The organism is Pseudomonas sp. RT6P73, from assembly GCF_054897715.1.
Map to the genome: position 1 here is coordinate 3398399 of NZ_JBUBUV010000002.1, position 17535 is coordinate 3415933.

The following is a 17535-nucleotide window of genomic DNA, read 5'->3' on the forward strand; positions in this document are numbered from 1 at the left end:
GCTTCACTCCTCGACGCATCCATACAACCCCTGCCGCCGATCCCGATGCAAATCATTACGCGCACTAATCCGCTTGTTCCGCGCCTCGGCAAGGTTAAGTGTCGCCAACAAAATCTGCTCGCCCCCCTGCTCCGCCGGCCCGGCCAGCGGGTAACCATCAGCATCAACAATCACCGAACCCTGCACCCAACCGACCCCGCGTTCATGCCCATGCCGATCACACGCGGCAATGAACATCCGGTTCACCGAAGCATTGGCCTGAACGCGCACCACTTCCGCCGGACGCTCGGTCGGCGGCCGTGGCCCGTCGGGCCAGTTGACCGGTGCGCAAAGAAGGTCAGCGCCGGCCAGTGCCGGGAGTCGCACCCACTCCGGGAATTCCAGGTCGTAGCAAATCAGCATACCGATCCGTCCATGGACCGTTTCGACCACCGGCGGCGCGACGTTACCGGGGCTGAAGATTTCGCTTTCGGCATCCCAGAGGTGAGCTTTGCGGTACACGGCGCGCAGGCCTTGGGCATCAATCATTGCCGCACTGTTGGCCAGTAAATCGCCTTCCAGCCGTTCGCAAAAACCGCCGACCACCACAATGTTCAGCTCGCGGGCGAGTGCCGCCCACAGGTTCAAGGTCGGTCCTTCGACCGTTTCTGACAAGGACAATGCTTCGCTGCGGTCGTTGAACACATAACCGCTCTGCACCAGCTCAGGCAGCACCACCACTTGCGCCCCCTGCAACGCCGCCGAACGAATCGCACGTTCTGTCAGGGTCCGGTTGTAAGCGAGGTCGCCTATTTTCGGTGCCACCTGGCAGCAGGCGACCACGGTATTTTTCACGCTGTTCAACGTCCCTCCTCCGCAGGCTGATGAGCCATGGAAACTATGTCGCTCTCGGTGATCGAGTCGATGATCCGGCGTTCGTATTCAAGGTCGATCGAACGGCTGAGCAGGTAATACGTCAGGCCCGAAACCACCAGGCCGACCAGCCAAGCGATGTCCACGCCTTCGAGCATGCGCGCCAGTGGCCCGACGAAAACCTCTTTACCGGCGGCGGCATCAAAGATGTAGAAGAACGGCACCATCGCGGCAAAGCCGATCAAGTACGAGATGATCCCGCGAAATTGCCAGGCGCCGTAAATGCCCTTCGGCGTGAAGAAATGCGGGATGGCGTAGCGGCCTTTGCGCACGAAGAAGTAGTCGACCAGATTGACTGCGGTCCATGGCACGAGGAAGTACAACAGCAGCACGAGGAAGGTGTTCAACAGCGCGATGCCATCGCCCTTGATCGACAGCACGCAGGTCAACAGGATGATGCTGATCGCGGAGATGGACATCACTCGGGCGCGGGGTGTCGGCGTGATTTTTTTGATCGAGTCGACCCCCGTCAACAACGTCAGCATGGCGCTGTAGGTGTTGAGCGCGATGATCGGCAGAAAGCCCGCCACCGAGACGATTACTAGCACATTGCCCAGGCCTGGAATCATCGAAGAGCCGACCTGGTTCAGCGCCACTAGCGCGTCCGCCGCTTTCAATTGCTGCGCGAGCCAGGCGCCGAGGCCGATCATCCAGCCGCCCGACAACGATGCGCCGATGAACACGGCGGCGATCAGTTTCGGTCGGCTGGTGTTTTTTGGCAGGTATCGGGAATAGTCGGAGACATACGGCGCATAGGAAATGTTGTAGCTCGCGCCGATGGCAAACAGCGTGGCGAACGCCACCCAACTGGAACCCAGATCGGTCGCCGGTGTGACGCCCTCCTGGCCAGCACCGAACATCAGTGCGATGGTCACCAGCGCATACAACGGCAAGGTCGCCAGTAATGCCCACTTGAACGCCTTGTGCATCAGGTCGTGACCGTAGATCGACAGCAGCGCGCCGATCAGTACCACGGCAATGGCGACGATGGTCGGGTCGATGCCGAAGACGTGTTCGAGGCCGTTCATGATCAGCGAGATGTTCACCACATTGAATCCGACGAACACAAACATCGTCGCCATCAAGGCCAGGATCACGCCGCGATACCCGAACTGGGCACGGGACTGGATCATTTGCGGGAGGCCCATTTCGGGACCTTGTGAACCGTGGAAGGCCATGAAGATCGTGCCGAACATGATGCCGAGCGCACCGGCCACCATCGTCCACAGCGCCGACAATCCGAGGCTTGGGCCGACAAATCCGATGGAGATGGTGAAGAAGTGGAAGTTGCCCAAAAACCAGAAAGGCCCCTGGCTGCTGAGCTTGGCGTGGCGTTCGTTTTCCGGAATGTAATCGATCGAGTGGCCTTCGATGGCCAACCCGCCACTCGCCTCGAGGGCGTGCGCAGAATGAGGAGACCCTGACATACGATTGTTCCTATGCAGTTGATTGTTGTTTTTATGGGCAAAGCGCCGGTTTCATTGCAATGTAGGGCCTGAGGCAGGGCTGTAAAATATCGCGGGCACACTGTTTACATAGATCGGCGTCTATGTAAATGAACATTGAGGGACACCCATGCTGGGCACTGTATCGGAGCTGGATCTGCGTTTGATCCGGGTCTTTCTGACCGTCGTTGAGGCGGGCGGCATCTCGGCCGCGCAAACTGCGCTGAATACCACGCAGCCCACCATCAGTGCGCAACTGGCGACGTTGGAAGCAAGGGTGGGATTTCGCCTGTGCGAGCGCGGTCGTGGCGGATTTTCGGTGACGCCCAAGGGCGGTCAGTTTGTCGAGGCGGCCCGGCGATTGCTGGCGGCGGCCGAAGGCTTCCGGGTTGAAGTCCAGCACATCAATCGCAAGGTGTCGGGCAACATCAACATCGGTCTGCTCGGTCAGATCGACCCCGTTGCCAACAAGAAAATCGCCCTGGCCATCGCGCGTTTACGCTCTCGCCATGAAGGCCTGTATTTCCACTTTACGGAACTGTCGTCGTCACTGCTGGAAGAGAAAATCATCAATAGCCATATCGATCTGGCGATCGGTTACTTCTGGCACCGCTTGCCCAACATCGATTACTTCCCCTTGTTCCAGGAAACCCAGATCGCCTACTGCGCCCCTGCGCATCCGCTGTTTGAGCAAGTGGGCGAGCTGACCCGGGATGATGTCAGCGATTTCGATTGGGTATGGCCCAGCCACCCCTTGCCGGAAATGCCTGCGCCCACCTCGATCGACCGCCTGACCGTGCTCACCGACAGCATGGACGGTGCCGCCCTGCTTATTCTGTCGGGCCAGCACCTGGGCTTTCTGCCGCAGCACTATGCGGCCAAGCATGAAGAACTGGGACAGTTGCATCCGCTGAATCCTGAGCTGCTGCGTTATGAGGTCGGCTTTCATGCGGCGGTTCGGCATTCGGCGCGTCAGCGTGATTTGGTGAGTGCGTTCCTCAACGAACTGGTCGATATTTTCAGTACTTAGACGCGTATTTCGCTGGCCGGGATGACGTCGATCCGTGCCACCGAACCGGTCAGGCGCGCCAAGTCCTTGTTGTGCTCGGCGATGATGTCATCGGCACGCATGTTGCCGTTGTCGACCGTTGAATGGGCATCGGCAGCGAGCACCACGTCGTAACCCAGCGAGTGGGCCTGGCGAACGGTGGCATTGACGCAATAGTCGGTTTGTAGACCGCATATGATCAGGCGATCAACATCCCGCTTTTGCAGCAGATGGCGCAGATCGGTCTGGTAGAAAGAGTCCGGTGTGGTTTTGCGCACGCGCTGATCTTGGGTTGAAGCTTCCAGGCCATCTGCCAGTTGCCAGCCTTCGGCGTTATGCGCCAAGGGACCGCCCTCTTCTTCGTGTTGAATCAGGATGACCGGTATGCCGGCTTCGCGCGCTTTGGCACTTAGGCCGTTGATGTTCTGGATGACGCGTTTGATCTCAAAGCATTCGTACTCGCCAGCGCACAAGGCGTGCTGGACGTCGATGATCAGCAGTGCAGTGGTCATGGCTCAGGCCTTAAAGTCGTCCTTCTGATTAAGGGGTACGTCACCTGCTCACTGGAGCCGAGCAAAAAGTGCGTACCGCCGATAATGCCGCAAAACACCCACGATGGAATAGCTTGAAATCGTTGCTAGTCAGCGAATTTGTCCAGTCGGGCAAGGCCCGCCCCAACGCCGCTACGCTGAATTGAAAATTCATTAAAGCACATCAACTATGACGATATTATTTAATCTATTGCAAAGAACAATATCAAACACTTCCGAACAACAATAAGTGTGGTCAGACCTGACCCATTGCTTTAGGGTGAATCATCGATATCGAGAAGTTTCGCCAGGGACTGCAACCTGTTTAATAACAGGACTGCGGCTTTGCCGCTGGCTCTTAATGGATTTCAGCCAGTGACTTGTGAATACCAGATCGTTCTTTTTTGAACTTTATGGACACTCACAATCCTGATTCCCGCTGAAGCCGTTATATCCATTGAGAACACATGATATGAGTGACAACAAAGTCCTTGTCTTGCGCACTTGCGCCAACGACATGTCGGACCATGCCGGCCAGATCTGGCCGGACGCCGGCCTGATGGTATGCAAGCACTGGAAGCCCAGCAAGAAACTCGAGAACGGCCTGGTCGGTTTATTGTGGGGAAAAGGCTCCTCTACTCAACTGAGTTTGCGAGCCGATGCCAAATGGATCGTGTGCGAAGTTTCCACTGATCACATTATAAAACTTGAAGAAGGCGGCTTGATCAAGTTTCCGGAGGCGGAAGTTGTTCACACTGGCACTCAGGAAAGTTCGATAAACTACATTGAAACGTACATTGAAGACTATCAAGTGGCAAACATCACCTTAATCGACGCCACGTTTGAATCACCGAATAAAACATCTAGCCGCGAATTCGAAAGTCGACGAGTACAGGGCCATAGTCCTTCCGGCATTGGCGCTAAAACAGACGCCTCGCAAACATTCGAAACGGCTGTTTACGGCAGTACGCTAACCGGCGGGCATCAAAGTTACCTGTTGGCAGGTTACGGCAGCACGGAAACGGCCGGCGGCCAGAGCTCATTGATTGCCGGCTACGGCAGCACCCTGACTGCCGCTGACAGCAGCTCACTGACCGCCGGGTATGGCAGCACAGAAATGGCTGGCGATGACAGCTCGCTGATCGCCGGGTATGGCAGCACGCAAACTGCCGGGCAGAAAAGCACGTTGACCGCCGATTACGGCAGCACCCAGACCGCCCAGGAAAACAGTTCCCTCACGGCAGGCTACGGCAGCACCGGAACCGCCGGGCATGAGAGTTCACTAATTGCTGGCTACGGCACCACCCAAACCGCCGGCCACGACAGCACGCTGACGGCAGGTTACGGCAGCACCCTCACCGCCCGGGAAAACAGTTCGCTGACAGCGGGCTACGGCAGCACCCAAACGGCGGGTTACAAAAGTACTCTGACTGCTGGCTATGGCAGCACCCAGACGGCTCGGGAAAGCAGTGTCCTCACCGCCGGCTACGGCAGTACCGAAACCGCCGGCAGCAACAGTTCGCTGATCGCTGGCTACGGCAGCACGCAAACAGCGGGTTACGAGAGCACGCTGACGGCAGGTTATGGCAGCACGCTCACCGCTCAGGAAAACAGCTCACTCACCGCCGGCTACGGCAGTACCGAAACCGCCGGCTACGAAAGTTCGCTGATTGCCGGTTACGGCAGCACACAAACCGCCGGTTACGACAGTACGTTGACGGCGGGTTACGGCAGCACCCTCACTGCTCAGGACAGCAGTTCCCTCATCGCCGGTTATGGCAGCACCGGAACGGCGGGCTACGACAGTACATTGATCGCCGGCTACGGCAGCACCCTGACCGCCCAGCACAACAGCACCCTCACCGCCGGGTACGGCAGCACCGAGACCGCGGGCCAGGACAGTTCGTTGATCGCTGGTTACGGCAGCAGCCTGACCAGCGGCATCCGCAGCTTTCTCACAGCCGGATACGGCAGCACGTTGATCAGCGGATTGCACAGTGTATTGACCGCCGGTTACGGCAGCAGCCTCACATCCGGCATGCACAGCACGTTGACTGCCGGATACGGCAGCAACCAGATCGCCAGCCATCAAAGCTCACTGATCGCCGGCCCCGACAGTACGCAAATTGCCGGGCACAAAAGCATGTTGATCGCCGGCAAGGACAGTTCACAGACCGCGGATTCTCGCAGCACCCTCATCGCGGGCGCGGGCAGCATCCAGACCGCAGGTGATCGCAGTAAGTTGATCGCCGGCAAAGACAGCACGCAAATCGCCGGCGACCGCAGCAAACTGCTGGCGGGCAGCAACAGCCACCTCACGGCGGGTGATCGCAGCAAGCTGACGGCAGGCGATGACTGTACGTTGATGGGCGGCGACAAAAGCGTTTTGACGGCGGGCAAGAACAGCGTCCTGGTGGGTGGCGCCCGAAGCAAGCTCATTGGCAGCCTGGGTTCGACGCTGACCGGAGGCGAAAATGCGACGCTGATTTTCCGATGCTGGAACGGCCAGCGCTACAAGAATGTCGTGGCGCATACCGGCAAGGATGGCGTTGAGGCACATGTGCCTTATCAGGTGGATGAGGCGGATAACATTGTCACCAAGCCCGACGAATGACCCTCAATCGTTGTAGCAGCTGTCGAGCAGCGCGAGGCTGCGTTCGGCGGCGAAGCCGTCGCAAATCCTGCGCGCGAGGTTTACCTGAATAACCGCAGTGCATGGTTCAACGACGGTTTCGCCGCCGAACGCAGCCTCGCGCTGCTCGGCAGCTGCTACAGGTCAGGCCACCCTCGCAAATTGAGGGTGGCCATGGTGTTATGAATCAGTAGCCGAGCGACAACCCGGTATTCCTGCGCGGGTCATTGGCCCCATAGAAGCGGTTCTTGCCCACTGGTTTGCCTTCCAGAGAAGGCGCGCCCACCAGGATTGCCGCCACATGGTTGGCATCCTGCGGCCCGGCAAACTTATGCCCCCAGCTTTCAAGCATTTTCACCGTATCCGGACTGGTGGTGAAGGTCTCCAGGTTGGTCTCTTCCGGCAGCCATTGCTGGTGGAAACGGGGAGCATCGACCGCTTCCTGGATGTTCATGCCGTAGTCGATCACGTTGAGGATGGTCAGCAAAGTGGCGGTGATGATGCGACTGCCGCCGGGGGTGCCGACCACCATGACCACTTTGCCATCCTTGGTGACGATGGTCGGGCTCATGGACGACAGCGGTGCCTTGCCGGGCGCGATGGCGTTGGCTTCGCCTTGCACCAGGCCGTACATGTTGGGCACGCCGATTTTCGAGGTGAAGTCGTCCATTTCGTCGTTGAGGATGACCCCGGTTTTGCTGGCCATCACACCGGCGCCGAACCAGTCGTTGAGGGTGTAGGTCACCGACACCGCGTTGCCCCATTTGTCGACGATGGAGTAATGCGTGGTGTTGCTGCCTTCATGGGGCGCTACGCCGGGCTTGAGTTCGCTGGATACGGCGGCCTTTTTCGGATCAATCGCGGCACGGATTTTAGTCGCGTAGTTTTTGTCCAGCAGGTGAGCGATCGGGTTTTTCACGAAGTCCGGGTCGCCGAGGTAGCTGTTGCGGTCCACATACGCGTGGCGCATCGCTTCGATCTGGTAATGCATGCCTTGGGCAGAGCGGTAGCCCAGGTCTTTCATCGGGTAGCCGTCGAGGATGTTCATGATCTCGCAGATCACCACACCACCGGAGCTTGGCGGCGGTGCCGACACCACGTGATAACCCCGGTAGTCGCACTCGATCGGCGCCAGTTCACGGGTCTTGTATTTGTCGAGATCGGCCTGGGTGATGATGCCCTTGTTGGCCTGACTGGAGGTGACGATAGCGTCAGCCACCCAGCCTTTATAGAACCCGTCTTCGCCCTTCTCGGAAATTTCCCGCAGGGTTTTCGCCAGATCCTTCTGCACCAGTTTTTGCCCGACCTGCATCGGCTCGCCGTTGCTCAGGAAGATCGCGCCGGAATCCTTGATGTCCTTCTTGAACACGTCGGTGGCGTAGTCCAGCAAATCGACATCGCCCTGCTCTAACACAAAGCCATCTTCGGCGAGCTTGATCGCCGGGGCAATCACTTCCTTGCGGGGTTTGGTCCCGTATTTCTTCAGCGCCAGTTCCATGCCGGACACGGTACCGGGCACGCCAACGGCCAGGTGGCCTCGTGTACTCAGGTCCGGGACGACATTGCCCTCTTTGTCGAGGTACATGTTTGCGGTGGCGGCCAGGGGAGCTTTTTCGCGGAAATCGAGGAAGGTCTTGCGTCCGTCCGCCAGCTGAACGGTCATGAAACCACCGCCACCCAGGTTACCCGCGGCGGGATAGACCACCGCCAGCGCATAACCCACCGCGACGGCGGCATCGACGGCGTTGCCACCGTTCTTGAGCACATCGACGCCCACATGAGAGGCCAGGTGCTGGGCCGTGACGACCATGCCGTTTTCGGCCGCGACCGGGGCCACGGAGGCCGCGTAAGCACTGAGGCAACTGAGCGCCAACGAGGTTGCAATCAGCGATTTGGCAAAAGGTTCGAACTTCATGAGTCGGTCTCTTTTTGTTTTTAGGCTGTGTTTAAAAACGGAGGAAACGTTTCAATAGCAGTACGCAGTATGGCTGGGATTGCGTATTGCGCCTCCCCGTCGAGGCAGTATGCTTGGCCTCTGTTCAGCCCTTCTGCGGAGTTCGCCGGCATGACCTACACCTTCACCACCATGGCGTCTCCGGTCGGCGAGCTGAAGCTGGTCGCGAAAGATTCGAGACTGGCCGCCATCCTCTGGGAAAACGACAAACCGAACCGCGTACGGCTTGGCCCGATGGGCGAGGCACCGGATAACCCGATCCTCATACGCGCCGTTCAGCAGCTGCAGGAATACTTTGCCGGTACCCGAAATCGCTTTGAGCTGGAACTGGACTTTGCCGGGACGGACTTTCAGAAGAAGGTGTGGCAGGCGCTGTTGACCATTCCGTTTGGCGAGACGCGCAGTTACAGCGAGATCGCCGAACAGATTGGCAATCCGAGCGCGGTCCGGGCGGTGGGCGCGGCGAATGGCAAGAACCCGATCTCGATTGTTGCGCCGTGTCATCGGGTGATTGGGGCGTCGGGGAAGTTAACGGGGTTTGCGGGTGGGCTTGAGGCGAAGGAGCGTTTGCTGACGCTTGAGGGATGCGAATGGTCTGGGGTTAGCCGAACAGGCGATCTGTTCTGACTGACCAGAATACCTGTAGCAGCTGTCGAGCACCGCGAGGCAGCGTTCGGCGGCGGAGCCGTCGTAAAACCAGAGTGTGAAGTTTTCCTGAAACACCGCGTTGCCGGATTTCACGACGGCTGCGCCGCCGAACGCTGCCTCGCGGTGCTCGACAGCTGCTACAGGAGAAAGCGTCGTTCAGGCGAAGATATTTTTCAACGCCGCATATTGCAGCAACATAATCGTCTTCGCATCGCAGATCTCCCCGCGATAAAACGCCTCGAGCGCCTCGTCGAATGTCCACTCCAGCACTTCCAGTTCTTCGGTCTCTTCTTCCAGCCCACCGCCCTCGCTGACTTTCGACGCAGCGTCATATTCTGCGATGAAGAAGTGCAGTTTTTCGGTGACCGAGCCTGGGCTCATGTAGGCCTCGAACACTTTTTGCACGTGGTGAACGCGATAGCCGGTTTCCTCTTCGGCTTCGGCGCGGATGCGTTCTTCCGGTGCCGCGCCATCGAGCAGCCCCGCCGCCACTTCGATCAGCAAACCATCATGGCCGTTGACGAACACCGGCAGCCGAAACTGCCGCGTCAGCACGACAGTTCTTTTCTCGCGGTTGAACAACAGAATCGCCACACCATTGCCACGGTCGTACACCTCGCGGGTCTGGCGCTGCCAGTCGCCGTTATTACGCTGATAGTCGAAGGTGATTTTCTTCAGCAGGTACCAGTCGTGGGACAACACCTGGGACTCAATGATGTTGACCCGTTCGGCTGTGTTCGCCATCACAACGCATCCTTTTTTTCGTCAGAAGATCCCCATGGTAGGCGAAAACGAAAAAGCCCGGCATCTCTGCCGGGCTTCTTTTCACCGCTGGCTGGCAACTTCAGGCAGCGCGCTGTCTTCATGGGAAGAGAACTGCTTGCCGTTGATCAACGGCCCGTAACGACGGCTGAACTCCCAGTTATAGGGCACGCGGTCCCTATTGACCCCGTTGTCCCAATTCACCGACCAGGTCATCAGGCCCTTGATCGAAAGCCCCTTGGCGTCGAGCCGCTTGAAGGCGTTCACCACGGCCGTCGGGTTGATCACGTAACCGGTAGCCGCCGCGTCGACGTTGGCGGGCAGGCCGATCACAAACTTGTCCGCCGGGATCTTCGTGAACCCGCGAGTGCCGCTCACCAGACTTTCGGTCAGGTAAAACAGGAAGTCCTCTTTCAGCGCGTCGTTGTTCTGGGCAATCCACGCGCCATTGCCGTTATTGGTTTCCGGCACCCAGATGCCGTCGCCGCCCTGGTTGTAATACTGCGGGGCGATGAAGTCGTAATAGCCTTCCAGGGCCTGGATGTAGCCGACGTATTTGCCAGCGGTGGTCAGGTATGGAAACTCCGGCGCCATGCTGATGATGAAGTGTTTGCCTTCACCGGCGTAATGGTCCTTGACCCGTTTCAGCGCGGCAGGCAGAACGGTCTTGTTGTCGGCGAAATCAATTGCACTCTGTTCAAGATCGATGTCCAGCCCATCGAAGCCGTAGGTTTCCACCAGACGGATGATTTCATTGGCCAGTGGCAGCTCGTTGCCTTTGTGCAGCTCGATGTGCGCGTCGGCGCCACCGAGGGAAATCAGCACCGCCCTGCCCTGGCTGTTCAGCACGCCGACCTGGCGACGGAACTCGGCGTCAGACAGGTTGTACGGCTTGAAGGTCGGGATACCATTGCCCTTCATGAACGCCACGGCCACCACGTTGTAATCCTTGGGCACATCTTGCAGCGCGATGTTGCCGAACTGGCCGCGTTGGTAACCGTCGCTTGGGCCGGCGGGCCAGTTGTGCCAGAAGCCCATGAGGATCTTTTTGCCGGCAATGCTTGGCATCAACGAAGCCGCATCGGCGAGTGGCGATTTCAGTAATGTAAAGTCGAACGTTGACATGTTCTATTCCTTGAACGTGTGGGGTTTGAACACCGCAGGCTTACTTGAAGTCCACGTCGAACGCTTGGTAGAAGGCGTTGCCGGTATTGGCCACGATCCACATCAGCACAATCACGTGATGGCCTTTTTTGTTGCCCGGCAATTTCACTTCGTGGTTGACCTTGGCCTTCATCTCGGCGGAATGGCTGTAGTACGGAACCTGGGTGTAGAAGTCGTGGAAGAACGATTTCGGCTCCAGTTGCGCACGGCTGATGCGCTGTTTCGGGTTCCAGCCATCCTTGGTGATGAACCAGCTGTAGCCACGGGTGACGTGAGGGGCGGTGTATTCCCAGGTGACCTTGAAGGTCTGGCCCGGATCGACATTCAACAAAGGCCAGGTGAACGGGCGGCCGAGCTTGAGGCTCAGCTCTTCGTTGGTGAAGTTGATGCAGTCACGGGCATCCGTTTTGCCACCGCTGAGGATGTGGCCATCGGCGGGTGGCGTGACACTGTCGCTGTCGGTTTGATACGGCGCCGGAAATGGCCCGGCCGTCAGCGACGGGAAGTTCTTGCCACCTTCCATTTCGTTGACTTGCCAGTTACCCAGCAGCCCCTGCTCTACGGCCACCGCTCCGCGGCTGGAAGGGGATGTGACACGACCGTGTCGAAGTTGAGGTTGAGTCTGTGGTTGGTTCATTTTTTTCACTCCGTTGATTTAAGAACTCTCCTTCCTGAGGAGAGGCCTTCAACCTAACGGAGCTGTTTTTTTTGTCCATCGACCCATTTTTGGCCTGGATGAGTTTGCCGTGGCAGATCACCCGCAAATACTGGATATATAACCAGTACATTGATCCAAGTCCTACGCCCTGTGTAGCAAAAGGATTACAGCGCAAGGCAGCAATCGGACTTGGTGCAGCCTAGGAAAGCTGTGCCTTGTATTCCTTCTCGTATTGACCGGCCAGGGTCTCTTTCTGCTTGTCGTCCAGAAGCTTGCCGGCCATCTGGAAGAACTTCTGCTCTTCCTCTTTCAAGTGGTGATGAACCTTATCGGACAGCTTCTTCGCAGTCGCCAGCCAGGCCGGGCTGGACATCTCCGTCTCATCCAGCTCTTCCATCATTTCATCCATCTCGTGGTGCTCGGAGATGGCATGGCGACTGAGATCGACGCCGCTGTCGAACTCCATCAGCGGGATGTAGAAATGGCGCTCTTCGGCAGTTTCGTGGGCCTGGAGTTCGGATTTGAGCTGTTTGTATGCTTCGACCCGTTCCGGGGTGTCGCCGCTGGTCTTGATCAACGCTTTGGCGTAGGTGCGTTGGCGGTCGTGACTTTCACGCAGGGCTTCAAAAATATTCACGGGTGATCCTCATTGGCCGCGTTCTGGAATGACGCTGTTTAGGCTAGACATCCGGGCGCGAGCGAGGGTTCCACTCAAGAGACTGGAACAACCGCCGGGGCACACGGTAGGCTTGCGGGTGTTGTCCCTTCATGGCCATAAGGATTTAGCTGATGGAACTGCGAATCGAACAATCGCAAAACCCCACCGAAGAAGAAGAGCAGGCGATCCTGCTGCCGTTGCGTGCCTACAACGCCTCAAAGGCCGGCGTCTCGAAGCAGGAGCCCATTGCCTTGCTGATCCGCGACGAACACAACGAGATTCTCGGCGGTCTGCATGGCCGGGTTTTTTATAGATGGTTGTACATCGAGTTGCTGTCGGTGCCGGAACAGGGCCGAGGGCAGGGCTTGGGCACCCAGCTGATGCGAATGGCCGAAGAGCTTGCACGGGAGAAGGAATGCGTCGGGATATGGCTCGACACCTTCGACTTCCAGGCGCCGGAGTTCTACAAGAAGCTGGGCTACAGCGAGGTAGGCCAGATTGTCGACTATCCGCCGGGGCATAAGCGCTTCTTTTTCCAGAAGCGCCTGATCAACGATGTGTAACCCGCTCATATGATCCACACCCTCCAACTGTGGGAGCTAGCCTGCTGGCGATAGCGTTGGGTCAGTCGACATCTCTGTTGAATAACAAACCGCTATCGCCAGCAGGCTAGCTCCCACAGTTGGACGGTGTGGGTCAGCGCCTCAGTTCAGAGGCAGGTCGCGAGCGCCGCCAGACGGCGCTTGGCCACAAAGTCGTCTTGCTGCGCGTAGTAACTCAACACCGTGCCTGACGCATCGGTAGTCACGTCCACGAAGGAATCCGCCGAACGCGTGTAAACGGTGGACCCACTTTTCTCACCCGGCTGCAAATAGGCGCCGGCATCGACACCGAACACGGCCTCGTCCTGCCAGGAAAACTGCACGCACTGGGCGACGACTTTTTCCGGCTTGTCCGATTTCAGTGTTTTGTAAGGGGCTTTGGTGCGGGCATCGTTCATCACCGAGCCGGCGCATCCCGCCAGCAACGTCACGGCCAGCGCTACCATCAGAATTCGCATTGTGTTCGCTCATCAAGAAAAAGCGGACTGTATCACCGTGGCACGGCGTATCGTTCTGCTTTACTTCATTTATACCGCGACACCGAGTGACGATTCGCGCACCCTGTCGCGCCATTAACGTCGCATCGTCCATTTTTCTGGAAAGGTCATGACCCCCAACGCCGAATATTACAAACCGACCGCCGAATACGCTGACAAACTGATCAGCCAGATCGGTCAGACGCCGTCCTGGATCGCCAAGCGAATTGGCGTCACCGACAAACGAATCCGTTACATCCTCGAGGGCGAACGCACCGTCAAAGGCGAAACCACGCCGATCCAGATGACCTACCCCGAGCAGTTTGCGCTCGAGTGCCTGGCCGCTGCGGCCAAGGCCAAGAAGCAATCTTCGTAACCCCAGCCTCAAGGAGCGACCATGGCGGCAACCGAACAGCAACACGAGCAGGCGCTGAAGACGTTTCTCGATGCGCGCCCCGAGCTGCGCGTCGAGCTCGACAACCTCAACCCGCTGTTGGCTCAGGCCAAGGGGCAGACCGCGACGCAGTACCGCGACGAACGCTTACATGAGGCCTTCGAAGCCGAAGCCGAGCGCCTGGGGTTGTTTGCCTGGGAGCTGACATTGCAACTGACTGCCGCGACGCCTGAAGACTACGAGACTCAGCGCCTGGAAGTGCACAAGGAAGTGGCCGAGATGGCCGGTATGGACTGGCGGGAGTATTGCGAGTTATATGGATTGAGCAAGTGACCACGACGGTCGCTGCCTGAGGACGACTTGCGCCGATGTTGCCATCCCTCTCAACTTCTCGCGCCAGTCCCGGCCATCTGCATATCCAGAAATGGCGCGGACGCATCGGCATGGCATTGGTGGCCGCGCTCTCGGTGCTCGCCGGCATGACCGACGCCATTGGCTTCATGGCGAGTGGCGATTTTGTCTCCTTCATGAGCGGCAACACCACCCGCCTCGCCGTGGCCATCAGCGACGGCGATCTTGGACTGACCTTGCGTCTGTTGATTCTCGTGGCGACCTTCATTGTCGGCAACGCCTTGGGCATTGTCGTCAGCCGCTTCGGTGGCCGCCGGGCGCTGCCCTTGCTGCTGTGCATCGCGATGCTGCTCTGCGCCGCCGCAGCCTGGCCTTATGACGAACAACTGCCGGCGCTGCTGGCAGCCATCATCGCCATGGGCATGCTCAATGCGGCGGTAGAAGAAGTGAACGGCCTGCCGGTCGGCCTCACTTATGTCACCGGTGCCCTGTCGCGCTTCGGCCGCGGCCTGGGGCGGTGGATGCTCGGTGAGCGGCGTAATGGCTGGCGGGTTCAGTTGATTCCGTGGACGGGAATGTTTGCGGGCGCCGTGCTCGGTGCCGTGCTGGAACATCATCTTGGGCTCAAGGCGTTGTTTGTCAGCGGGTTGCTGGCGGGGGTGATCGGGTTGCTGTCGCTGAAGATTCCGCGGCGTTGGCAGTTGGGGTATATGCCTCGTTAAGTCTTGTATTGACTGTTCGGACCCCATCGCGGGCAAGCCCGCTCCCACAGGGTTCTGTGTAATGCCTGGGATTGCAGTATCACCACAAAACCTGTGGGAGCGGGCTTGCCCGCGATGAGGCCCGAACAGACAACATCGATTTAGCCGCCCCGGCGATAAAGCTTTATCATGCCCACAGTTTCGCTGATCGAGTCCGTCATGAAGTTCGCCATCGCGCTGTTTTCCGCCGCCCATGCGCCCTCCTCGCGCCGTGCCTTGCTGTTCGCCCAGGCTGCGCTGGCCGGCGGGCATGAGATTGTTCGGCTGTTTTTCTACCAAGACGGCGTCTACAACGCCTCCGGCAGCGTGGTCACGCCGCAGGATGAGCTGGACGTGCCCAAGCAATGGGGCGCTTTTGTCAGCGAGCATCAATTGGACGGCGTGGTGTGTATCGCCGCCGCCCTGCGCCGTGGCGTGTTGAACGAAGAGGAAGCCGGGCGCTATCAGCGTGACGCCGCTTCCGTGAGCGCGCCGTGGGAATTGTCCGGCCTCGGCCAGTTGCATGACGCGGTGCAAGACGCTGACCGCCTGATCTGTTTCGGAGGCGCGTGAGATGCCTAAATCCTTGCTGATCATCAGCCGTCAGGCCCCGTGGTCCGGGCCGAGCGCCCGGGAAGCGCTGGACATCGTGCTGGCCGGCGGCGCGTTTGACCTACCGATCGGCTTGCTGTTTCTCGATGACGGGGTGTTCCAGCTCGCCGCGAAACAGAACGCCAAGGCCCTGCAACAGAAAGACCTCAGCGCCAACCTGCAAGCGTTGCCGATGTTCGGTGTAGAAGACCTGTTCGTCTGTAGCGACAGCGCTGCCGAACGGGGTCTGGACCTCAGCGGTCGGTCGCTTGAAGAAGCCCAGGTGCTGGCCGCCCAGGAAATCACTGCACTTATTGACCGTTACGACCAGGTGATCACCCTCTGATGTCGACTTTGCATGTGTTGTCTCATTCCCCGTTCGGCGATGATCGCCTGACCAGCTGCCTGCGTGTGATCGGCACGAACGACGCGCTGTTGCTGACCGGTGACGCGGTGTATGCGCTGCAGCCGGGCACCGCGCCGTTCAACGCGCTGAATACCCGCCCGTTGAAACTGTTCGTGCTGGCCGAAGACGCCCAGGCTCGTGCGCTGGAGATTCCCGACACAGCCGAGGCCATCGATTACCCGGCCTTCGTCGAGCTGTCGATTCACTACGACAAGGTCAACAGCTGGCTATGAATTCCCTGACCGTCGGCGCACGCGCCATCGAGCTGGACAAGGACGGTTTCTTGGTCGAACTCAGCGACTGGTCCAATGAAGTGGCCAGCGCCCTCGCCGCTGCCGAAGACATCGAGTTGAGCCCGGAGCACTGGGAAATCCTCGAATTGCTGCGCAGTTTCTACGCCGAATTCCAGTTGTCGCCGGCCACTCGTCCGCTGATCAAGTACACCGCGCTGAAGCTCGGCCCGGAAAAAGGCAACAGCCTGCACCTGAATCAACTGTTCAAAGGCACCCCTGCCAAACTCGCCGCAAAACTGGCGGGCCTGCCCAAACCGACGAATTGCTTATGACCGATTATCCAGCGCTGACCCTCGAAACGCCCGCCGAACACCCGTTCGCCCAGTTCGTACGGATCCTCGGCAAAGGCAAGCGTGGTGCGCGCGACCTGACCCGGGTCGAAGCGCGGGAAGCCATGGGCATGGTGCTCGATGACAAGGTCGAGGACACCCAGCTCGGCGCGTTCCTGATGCTGTTGCGGCACAAGGAAGAAAGCGCCGAGGAAATGGCCGGCTTCACCGAAGCCCTGCGTGAACGATTGAACCCGCCAGCCCTGGCGGTCGATCTGGACTGGCCGACGTATGCCGGCAAGAAGCGTCATCTGCCGTGGTATCTGCTGGCGGCCAAGTGCCTGGCGCGGAACGGTGTGCGCATCTTCATGCACGGCGCTGGCGCCCACACGGCCGGTCGGCTGTACAGCGAGCAACTGCTGGACGCGTTGAACCTTCCGCTGTGCCGCGACTGGCAACAGGTCGGATCGGCACTCGATAACGCTGGCTTGGCCTTCATGCCGCTGGTGGATTGGGCGCCGCAACTTCAGCGCATGATCGACCTGCGCAATACCTTGGGCCTGCGTTCGCCGATCCATTCCCTCACCCGCATCCTCAATCCGCTGGGCGCTCGCTGTGGCCTGCAAAGCATTTTCCACCCTGGTTATCAGGCGGTGCACCGCGATGCCAGCGGCTTGCTCGGCGACACCGCGATTGTGATCAAGGGCGATGGTGGCGAAATCGAGATCAACCCGGATGCCGACAGCCACCTGTACGGCACCACCGGCGGCGAAAGCTGGGACGAGGAATGGCCGCAGTTGTCGAGCCAACGCCACGTCAAACCCGCCTCGCTCGATCCTGAGCATTTGAAAGCCGTCTGGCGCGGGGATGTGGTCGACAGCTACCCGCAAATGGCCTTGATCTCGACCATGGCCCTCGCGTTGCGCGGCCTCGGTCAGACTCGCGAACGCGCCTTCGAAACGGCCCAGCAGTATTGGGACGCTCGGGACAGATCGATTTAAC

Annotated in this window: 20 protein-coding genes and 1 pseudogene; 12 read left to right on the plus strand and 9 right to left on the minus strand. The window is 59.0% G+C overall.

What is annotated here, in order from left to right; genetic code table 11:
• Window positions 1-3 precede the first annotated feature (3 nt).
• Entirely contained in the window at window positions 4-843 is an 840-nt protein-coding gene (locus tag ACYZT6_RS16180) for a nitrilase family protein (RefSeq protein ID WP_462027774.1), read from the minus strand.
• A complete protein-coding gene (locus ACYZT6_RS16185) occupies window positions 840-2339 on the minus strand; it encodes a purine-cytosine permease family protein (protein ID WP_462027775.1) in 1500 nt (499 codons plus the stop codon). Before ACYZT6_RS16185 ends, ACYZT6_RS16180 begins: the two co-directional genes overlap by 4 nt.
• A 148-nt stretch (window positions 2340-2487) precedes the next feature.
• On the opposite strand from ACYZT6_RS16185, the gene ACYZT6_RS16190 reads away from it, so the two are divergent.
• Window positions 2488-3387: a LysR family transcriptional regulator gene (locus ACYZT6_RS16190; RefSeq protein ID WP_462027776.1), complete on the plus strand. Its 900-nt coding sequence runs from the start codon at window positions 2488-2490 to the stop codon at window positions 3385-3387.
• Here ACYZT6_RS16190 and ACYZT6_RS16195 read toward each other — a convergent pair.
• The gene (locus tag ACYZT6_RS16195) at window positions 3384-3917 is read right to left on the minus strand and encodes a cysteine hydrolase family protein (protein WP_462027777.1); all 534 of its coding nucleotides are present in this window, start codon (window positions 3915-3917) and stop codon (window positions 3384-3386) included. The two genes, ACYZT6_RS16190 and ACYZT6_RS16195, sit on opposite strands and share 4 nt — an antisense overlap.
• 577 nt (window positions 3918-4494) lie before the next feature.
• Here ACYZT6_RS16195 and ACYZT6_RS16200 point away from each other — a divergent pair.
• Window positions 4495-6549 carry an Ice nucleation protein gene (locus ACYZT6_RS16200; protein ID WP_462029966.1) on the plus strand — a complete coding sequence of 685 codons (2055 nt, stop codon included), beginning with the start codon at window positions 4495-4497 and terminating at the stop codon, window positions 6547-6549.
• A 205-nt stretch (window positions 6550-6754) separates the two neighbouring features.
• Here ACYZT6_RS16200 and ggt read toward each other — a convergent pair whose 3' ends face one another.
• Window positions 6755-8482, minus strand: coding sequence for a gamma-glutamyltransferase (gene ggt, locus ACYZT6_RS16205; protein ID WP_462027778.1), 1728 nt, complete (start codon window positions 8480-8482; stop codon window positions 6755-6757).
• A gap of 150 nt (window positions 8483-8632) precedes the next feature.
• Here ggt and ACYZT6_RS16210 point away from each other — a divergent pair, with 150 nt between their 5' ends.
• Complete coding sequence (locus ACYZT6_RS16210; RefSeq protein WP_462027779.1) at window positions 8633-9148, plus strand: methylated-DNA--[protein]-cysteine S-methyltransferase; 516 nt, start codon at window positions 8633-8635, stop codon at window positions 9146-9148.
• A gap of 177 nt (window positions 9149-9325) precedes the next feature.
• Here ACYZT6_RS16210 and ACYZT6_RS16215 read toward each other — a convergent pair whose 3' ends face one another.
• The 4 genes and pseudogenes from ACYZT6_RS16215 to ACYZT6_RS16230 form a co-directional block, all read right to left on the minus strand.
• Window positions 9326-9913, minus strand: coding sequence for an NUDIX domain-containing protein (locus tag ACYZT6_RS16215; protein ID WP_462027780.1), 588 nt, complete (start codon window positions 9911-9913; stop codon window positions 9326-9328).
• 141 nt (window positions 9914-10054) lie between these two features.
• Window positions 10055-11056, minus strand: a pseudogene (locus ACYZT6_RS16220) (chitinase); the annotation flags it as partial.
• Window positions 11057-11096: 40 nt separating this feature from the next.
• Window positions 11097-11732, minus strand: a complete 636-nt coding sequence (locus ACYZT6_RS16225; protein ID WP_462027781.1) for a lytic polysaccharide monooxygenase auxiliary activity family 9 protein — start codon at window positions 11730-11732, stop codon at window positions 11097-11099.
• 220 nt (window positions 11733-11952) lie between these two features.
• Window positions 11953-12390 carry a hemerythrin domain-containing protein gene (locus ACYZT6_RS16230; RefSeq protein ID WP_462027782.1) on the minus strand — a complete coding sequence of 146 codons (438 nt, stop codon included), beginning with the start codon at window positions 12388-12390 and terminating at the stop codon, window positions 11953-11955.
• Between the two features lie 152 nt (window positions 12391-12542).
• Here ACYZT6_RS16230 and ACYZT6_RS16235 point away from each other — a divergent pair, with 152 nt between their 5' ends.
• Window positions 12543-12974 (plus strand): GNAT family N-acetyltransferase, encoded by a 432-nt coding sequence (locus ACYZT6_RS16235; protein WP_462027783.1) that lies wholly within the window; start codon window positions 12543-12545, stop codon window positions 12972-12974.
• Between the two features lie 146 nt (window positions 12975-13120).
• Here the strand turns inward: ACYZT6_RS16235 and ACYZT6_RS16240 are convergent, their stop codons facing one another.
• Entirely contained in the window at window positions 13121-13471 is a 351-nt protein-coding gene (locus ACYZT6_RS16240) for a hypothetical protein (protein ID WP_462027784.1), read from the minus strand.
• Between the two features lie 148 nt (window positions 13472-13619).
• Between ACYZT6_RS16240 and ACYZT6_RS16245 the strand changes: the two genes are divergently transcribed.
• From ACYZT6_RS16245 to ACYZT6_RS16280, 8 genes are all read left to right on the plus strand, one after another.
• Window positions 13620-13865, plus strand: coding sequence for a hypothetical protein (locus tag ACYZT6_RS16245; protein WP_462027785.1), 246 nt, complete (start codon window positions 13620-13622; stop codon window positions 13863-13865).
• 21 nt (window positions 13866-13886) lie between these two features.
• Window positions 13887-14216, plus strand: a complete 330-nt coding sequence (locus ACYZT6_RS16250; protein WP_462027786.1) for a DUF6388 family protein — start codon at window positions 13887-13889, stop codon at window positions 14214-14216.
• 35 nt (window positions 14217-14251) lie between these two features.
• Entirely contained in the window at window positions 14252-14956 is a 705-nt protein-coding gene (locus ACYZT6_RS16255) for a YoaK family protein (protein WP_462027787.1), read from the plus strand.
• A 198-nt stretch (window positions 14957-15154) separates the two neighbouring features.
• The gene (gene tusD, locus ACYZT6_RS16260; RefSeq protein WP_462027788.1) at window positions 15155-15547 is read left to right on the plus strand and encodes a sulfurtransferase complex subunit TusD; all 393 of its coding nucleotides are present in this window, start codon (window positions 15155-15157) and stop codon (window positions 15545-15547) included.
• Between the two features lies 1 nt (window position 15548).
• Window positions 15549-15911 (plus strand): sulfurtransferase complex subunit TusC, encoded by a 363-nt coding sequence (gene tusC, locus ACYZT6_RS16265; RefSeq protein WP_462027789.1) that lies wholly within the window; start codon window positions 15549-15551, stop codon window positions 15909-15911.
• Window positions 15911-16204, plus strand: coding sequence for a sulfurtransferase complex subunit TusB (gene tusB / locus ACYZT6_RS16270; protein ID WP_462027790.1), 294 nt, complete (start codon window positions 15911-15913; stop codon window positions 16202-16204). Before tusC ends, tusB begins: the two co-directional genes overlap by 1 nt.
• Window positions 16201-16536: a TusE/DsrC/DsvC family sulfur relay protein gene (locus ACYZT6_RS16275; RefSeq protein ID WP_462027791.1), complete on the plus strand. Its 336-nt coding sequence runs from the start codon at window positions 16201-16203 to the stop codon at window positions 16534-16536. The genes tusB and ACYZT6_RS16275 overlap by 4 nt, the downstream gene beginning before the upstream one ends.
• Window positions 16533-17534: a glycosyl transferase family protein gene (locus ACYZT6_RS16280; RefSeq protein WP_462027792.1), complete on the plus strand. Its 1002-nt coding sequence runs from the start codon at window positions 16533-16535 to the stop codon at window positions 17532-17534. Before ACYZT6_RS16275 ends, ACYZT6_RS16280 begins: the two co-directional genes overlap by 4 nt.
• Window position 17535: the final 1 nt, after the last annotated feature.

Coding starts and splice junctions, on each gene's coding strand:
- ACYZT6_RS16185 (WP_462027775.1), bottom strand. CDS start 2,339: ATGTCAGGGTCTCCTCATTCTGCGCACGCCCTCGAGGCGAGTGGCGGG.
- ACYZT6_RS16190 (WP_462027776.1), top strand. CDS start 2,488: ATGCTGGGCACTGTATCGGAGCTGGATCTGCGTTTGATCCGGGTCTTT.
- ACYZT6_RS16195 (WP_462027777.1), bottom strand. CDS start 3,917: ATGACCACTGCACTGCTGATCATCGACGTCCAGCACGCCTTGTGCGCT.
- ACYZT6_RS16200 (WP_462029966.1), top strand. CDS start 4,495: ATGGTATGCAAGCACTGGAAGCCCAGCAAGAAACTCGAGAACGGCCTG.
- ggt (WP_462027778.1), bottom strand. CDS start 8,482: ATGAAGTTCGAACCTTTTGCCAAATCGCTGATTGCAACCTCGTTGGCG.
- ACYZT6_RS16210 (WP_462027779.1), top strand. CDS start 8,633: ATGACCTACACCTTCACCACCATGGCGTCTCCGGTCGGCGAGCTGAAG.
- ACYZT6_RS16215 (WP_462027780.1), bottom strand. CDS start 9,913: ATGGCGAACACAGCCGAACGGGTCAACATCATTGAGTCCCAGGTGTTG.
- ACYZT6_RS16225 (WP_462027781.1), bottom strand. CDS start 11,732: ATGAACCAACCACAGACTCAACCTCAACTTCGACACGGTCGTGTCACA.
- ACYZT6_RS16235 (WP_462027783.1), top strand. CDS start 12,543: ATGGAACTGCGAATCGAACAATCGCAAAACCCCACCGAAGAAGAAGAG.
- ACYZT6_RS16240 (WP_462027784.1), bottom strand. CDS start 13,471: ATGCGAATTCTGATGGTAGCGCTGGCCGTGACGTTGCTGGCGGGATGC.
- ACYZT6_RS16245 (WP_462027785.1), top strand. CDS start 13,620: ATGACCCCCAACGCCGAATATTACAAACCGACCGCCGAATACGCTGAC.
- ACYZT6_RS16250 (WP_462027786.1), top strand. CDS start 13,887: ATGGCGGCAACCGAACAGCAACACGAGCAGGCGCTGAAGACGTTTCTC.
- ACYZT6_RS16255 (WP_462027787.1), top strand. CDS start 14,252: ATGTTGCCATCCCTCTCAACTTCTCGCGCCAGTCCCGGCCATCTGCAT.
- tusD (WP_462027788.1), top strand. CDS start 15,155: ATGAAGTTCGCCATCGCGCTGTTTTCCGCCGCCCATGCGCCCTCCTCG.
- tusC (WP_462027789.1), top strand. CDS start 15,549: ATGCCTAAATCCTTGCTGATCATCAGCCGTCAGGCCCCGTGGTCCGGG.
- tusB (WP_462027790.1), top strand. CDS start 15,911: ATGTCGACTTTGCATGTGTTGTCTCATTCCCCGTTCGGCGATGATCGC.
- ACYZT6_RS16275 (WP_462027791.1), top strand. CDS start 16,201: ATGAATTCCCTGACCGTCGGCGCACGCGCCATCGAGCTGGACAAGGAC.
- ACYZT6_RS16280 (WP_462027792.1), top strand. CDS start 16,533: ATGACCGATTATCCAGCGCTGACCCTCGAAACGCCCGCCGAACACCCG.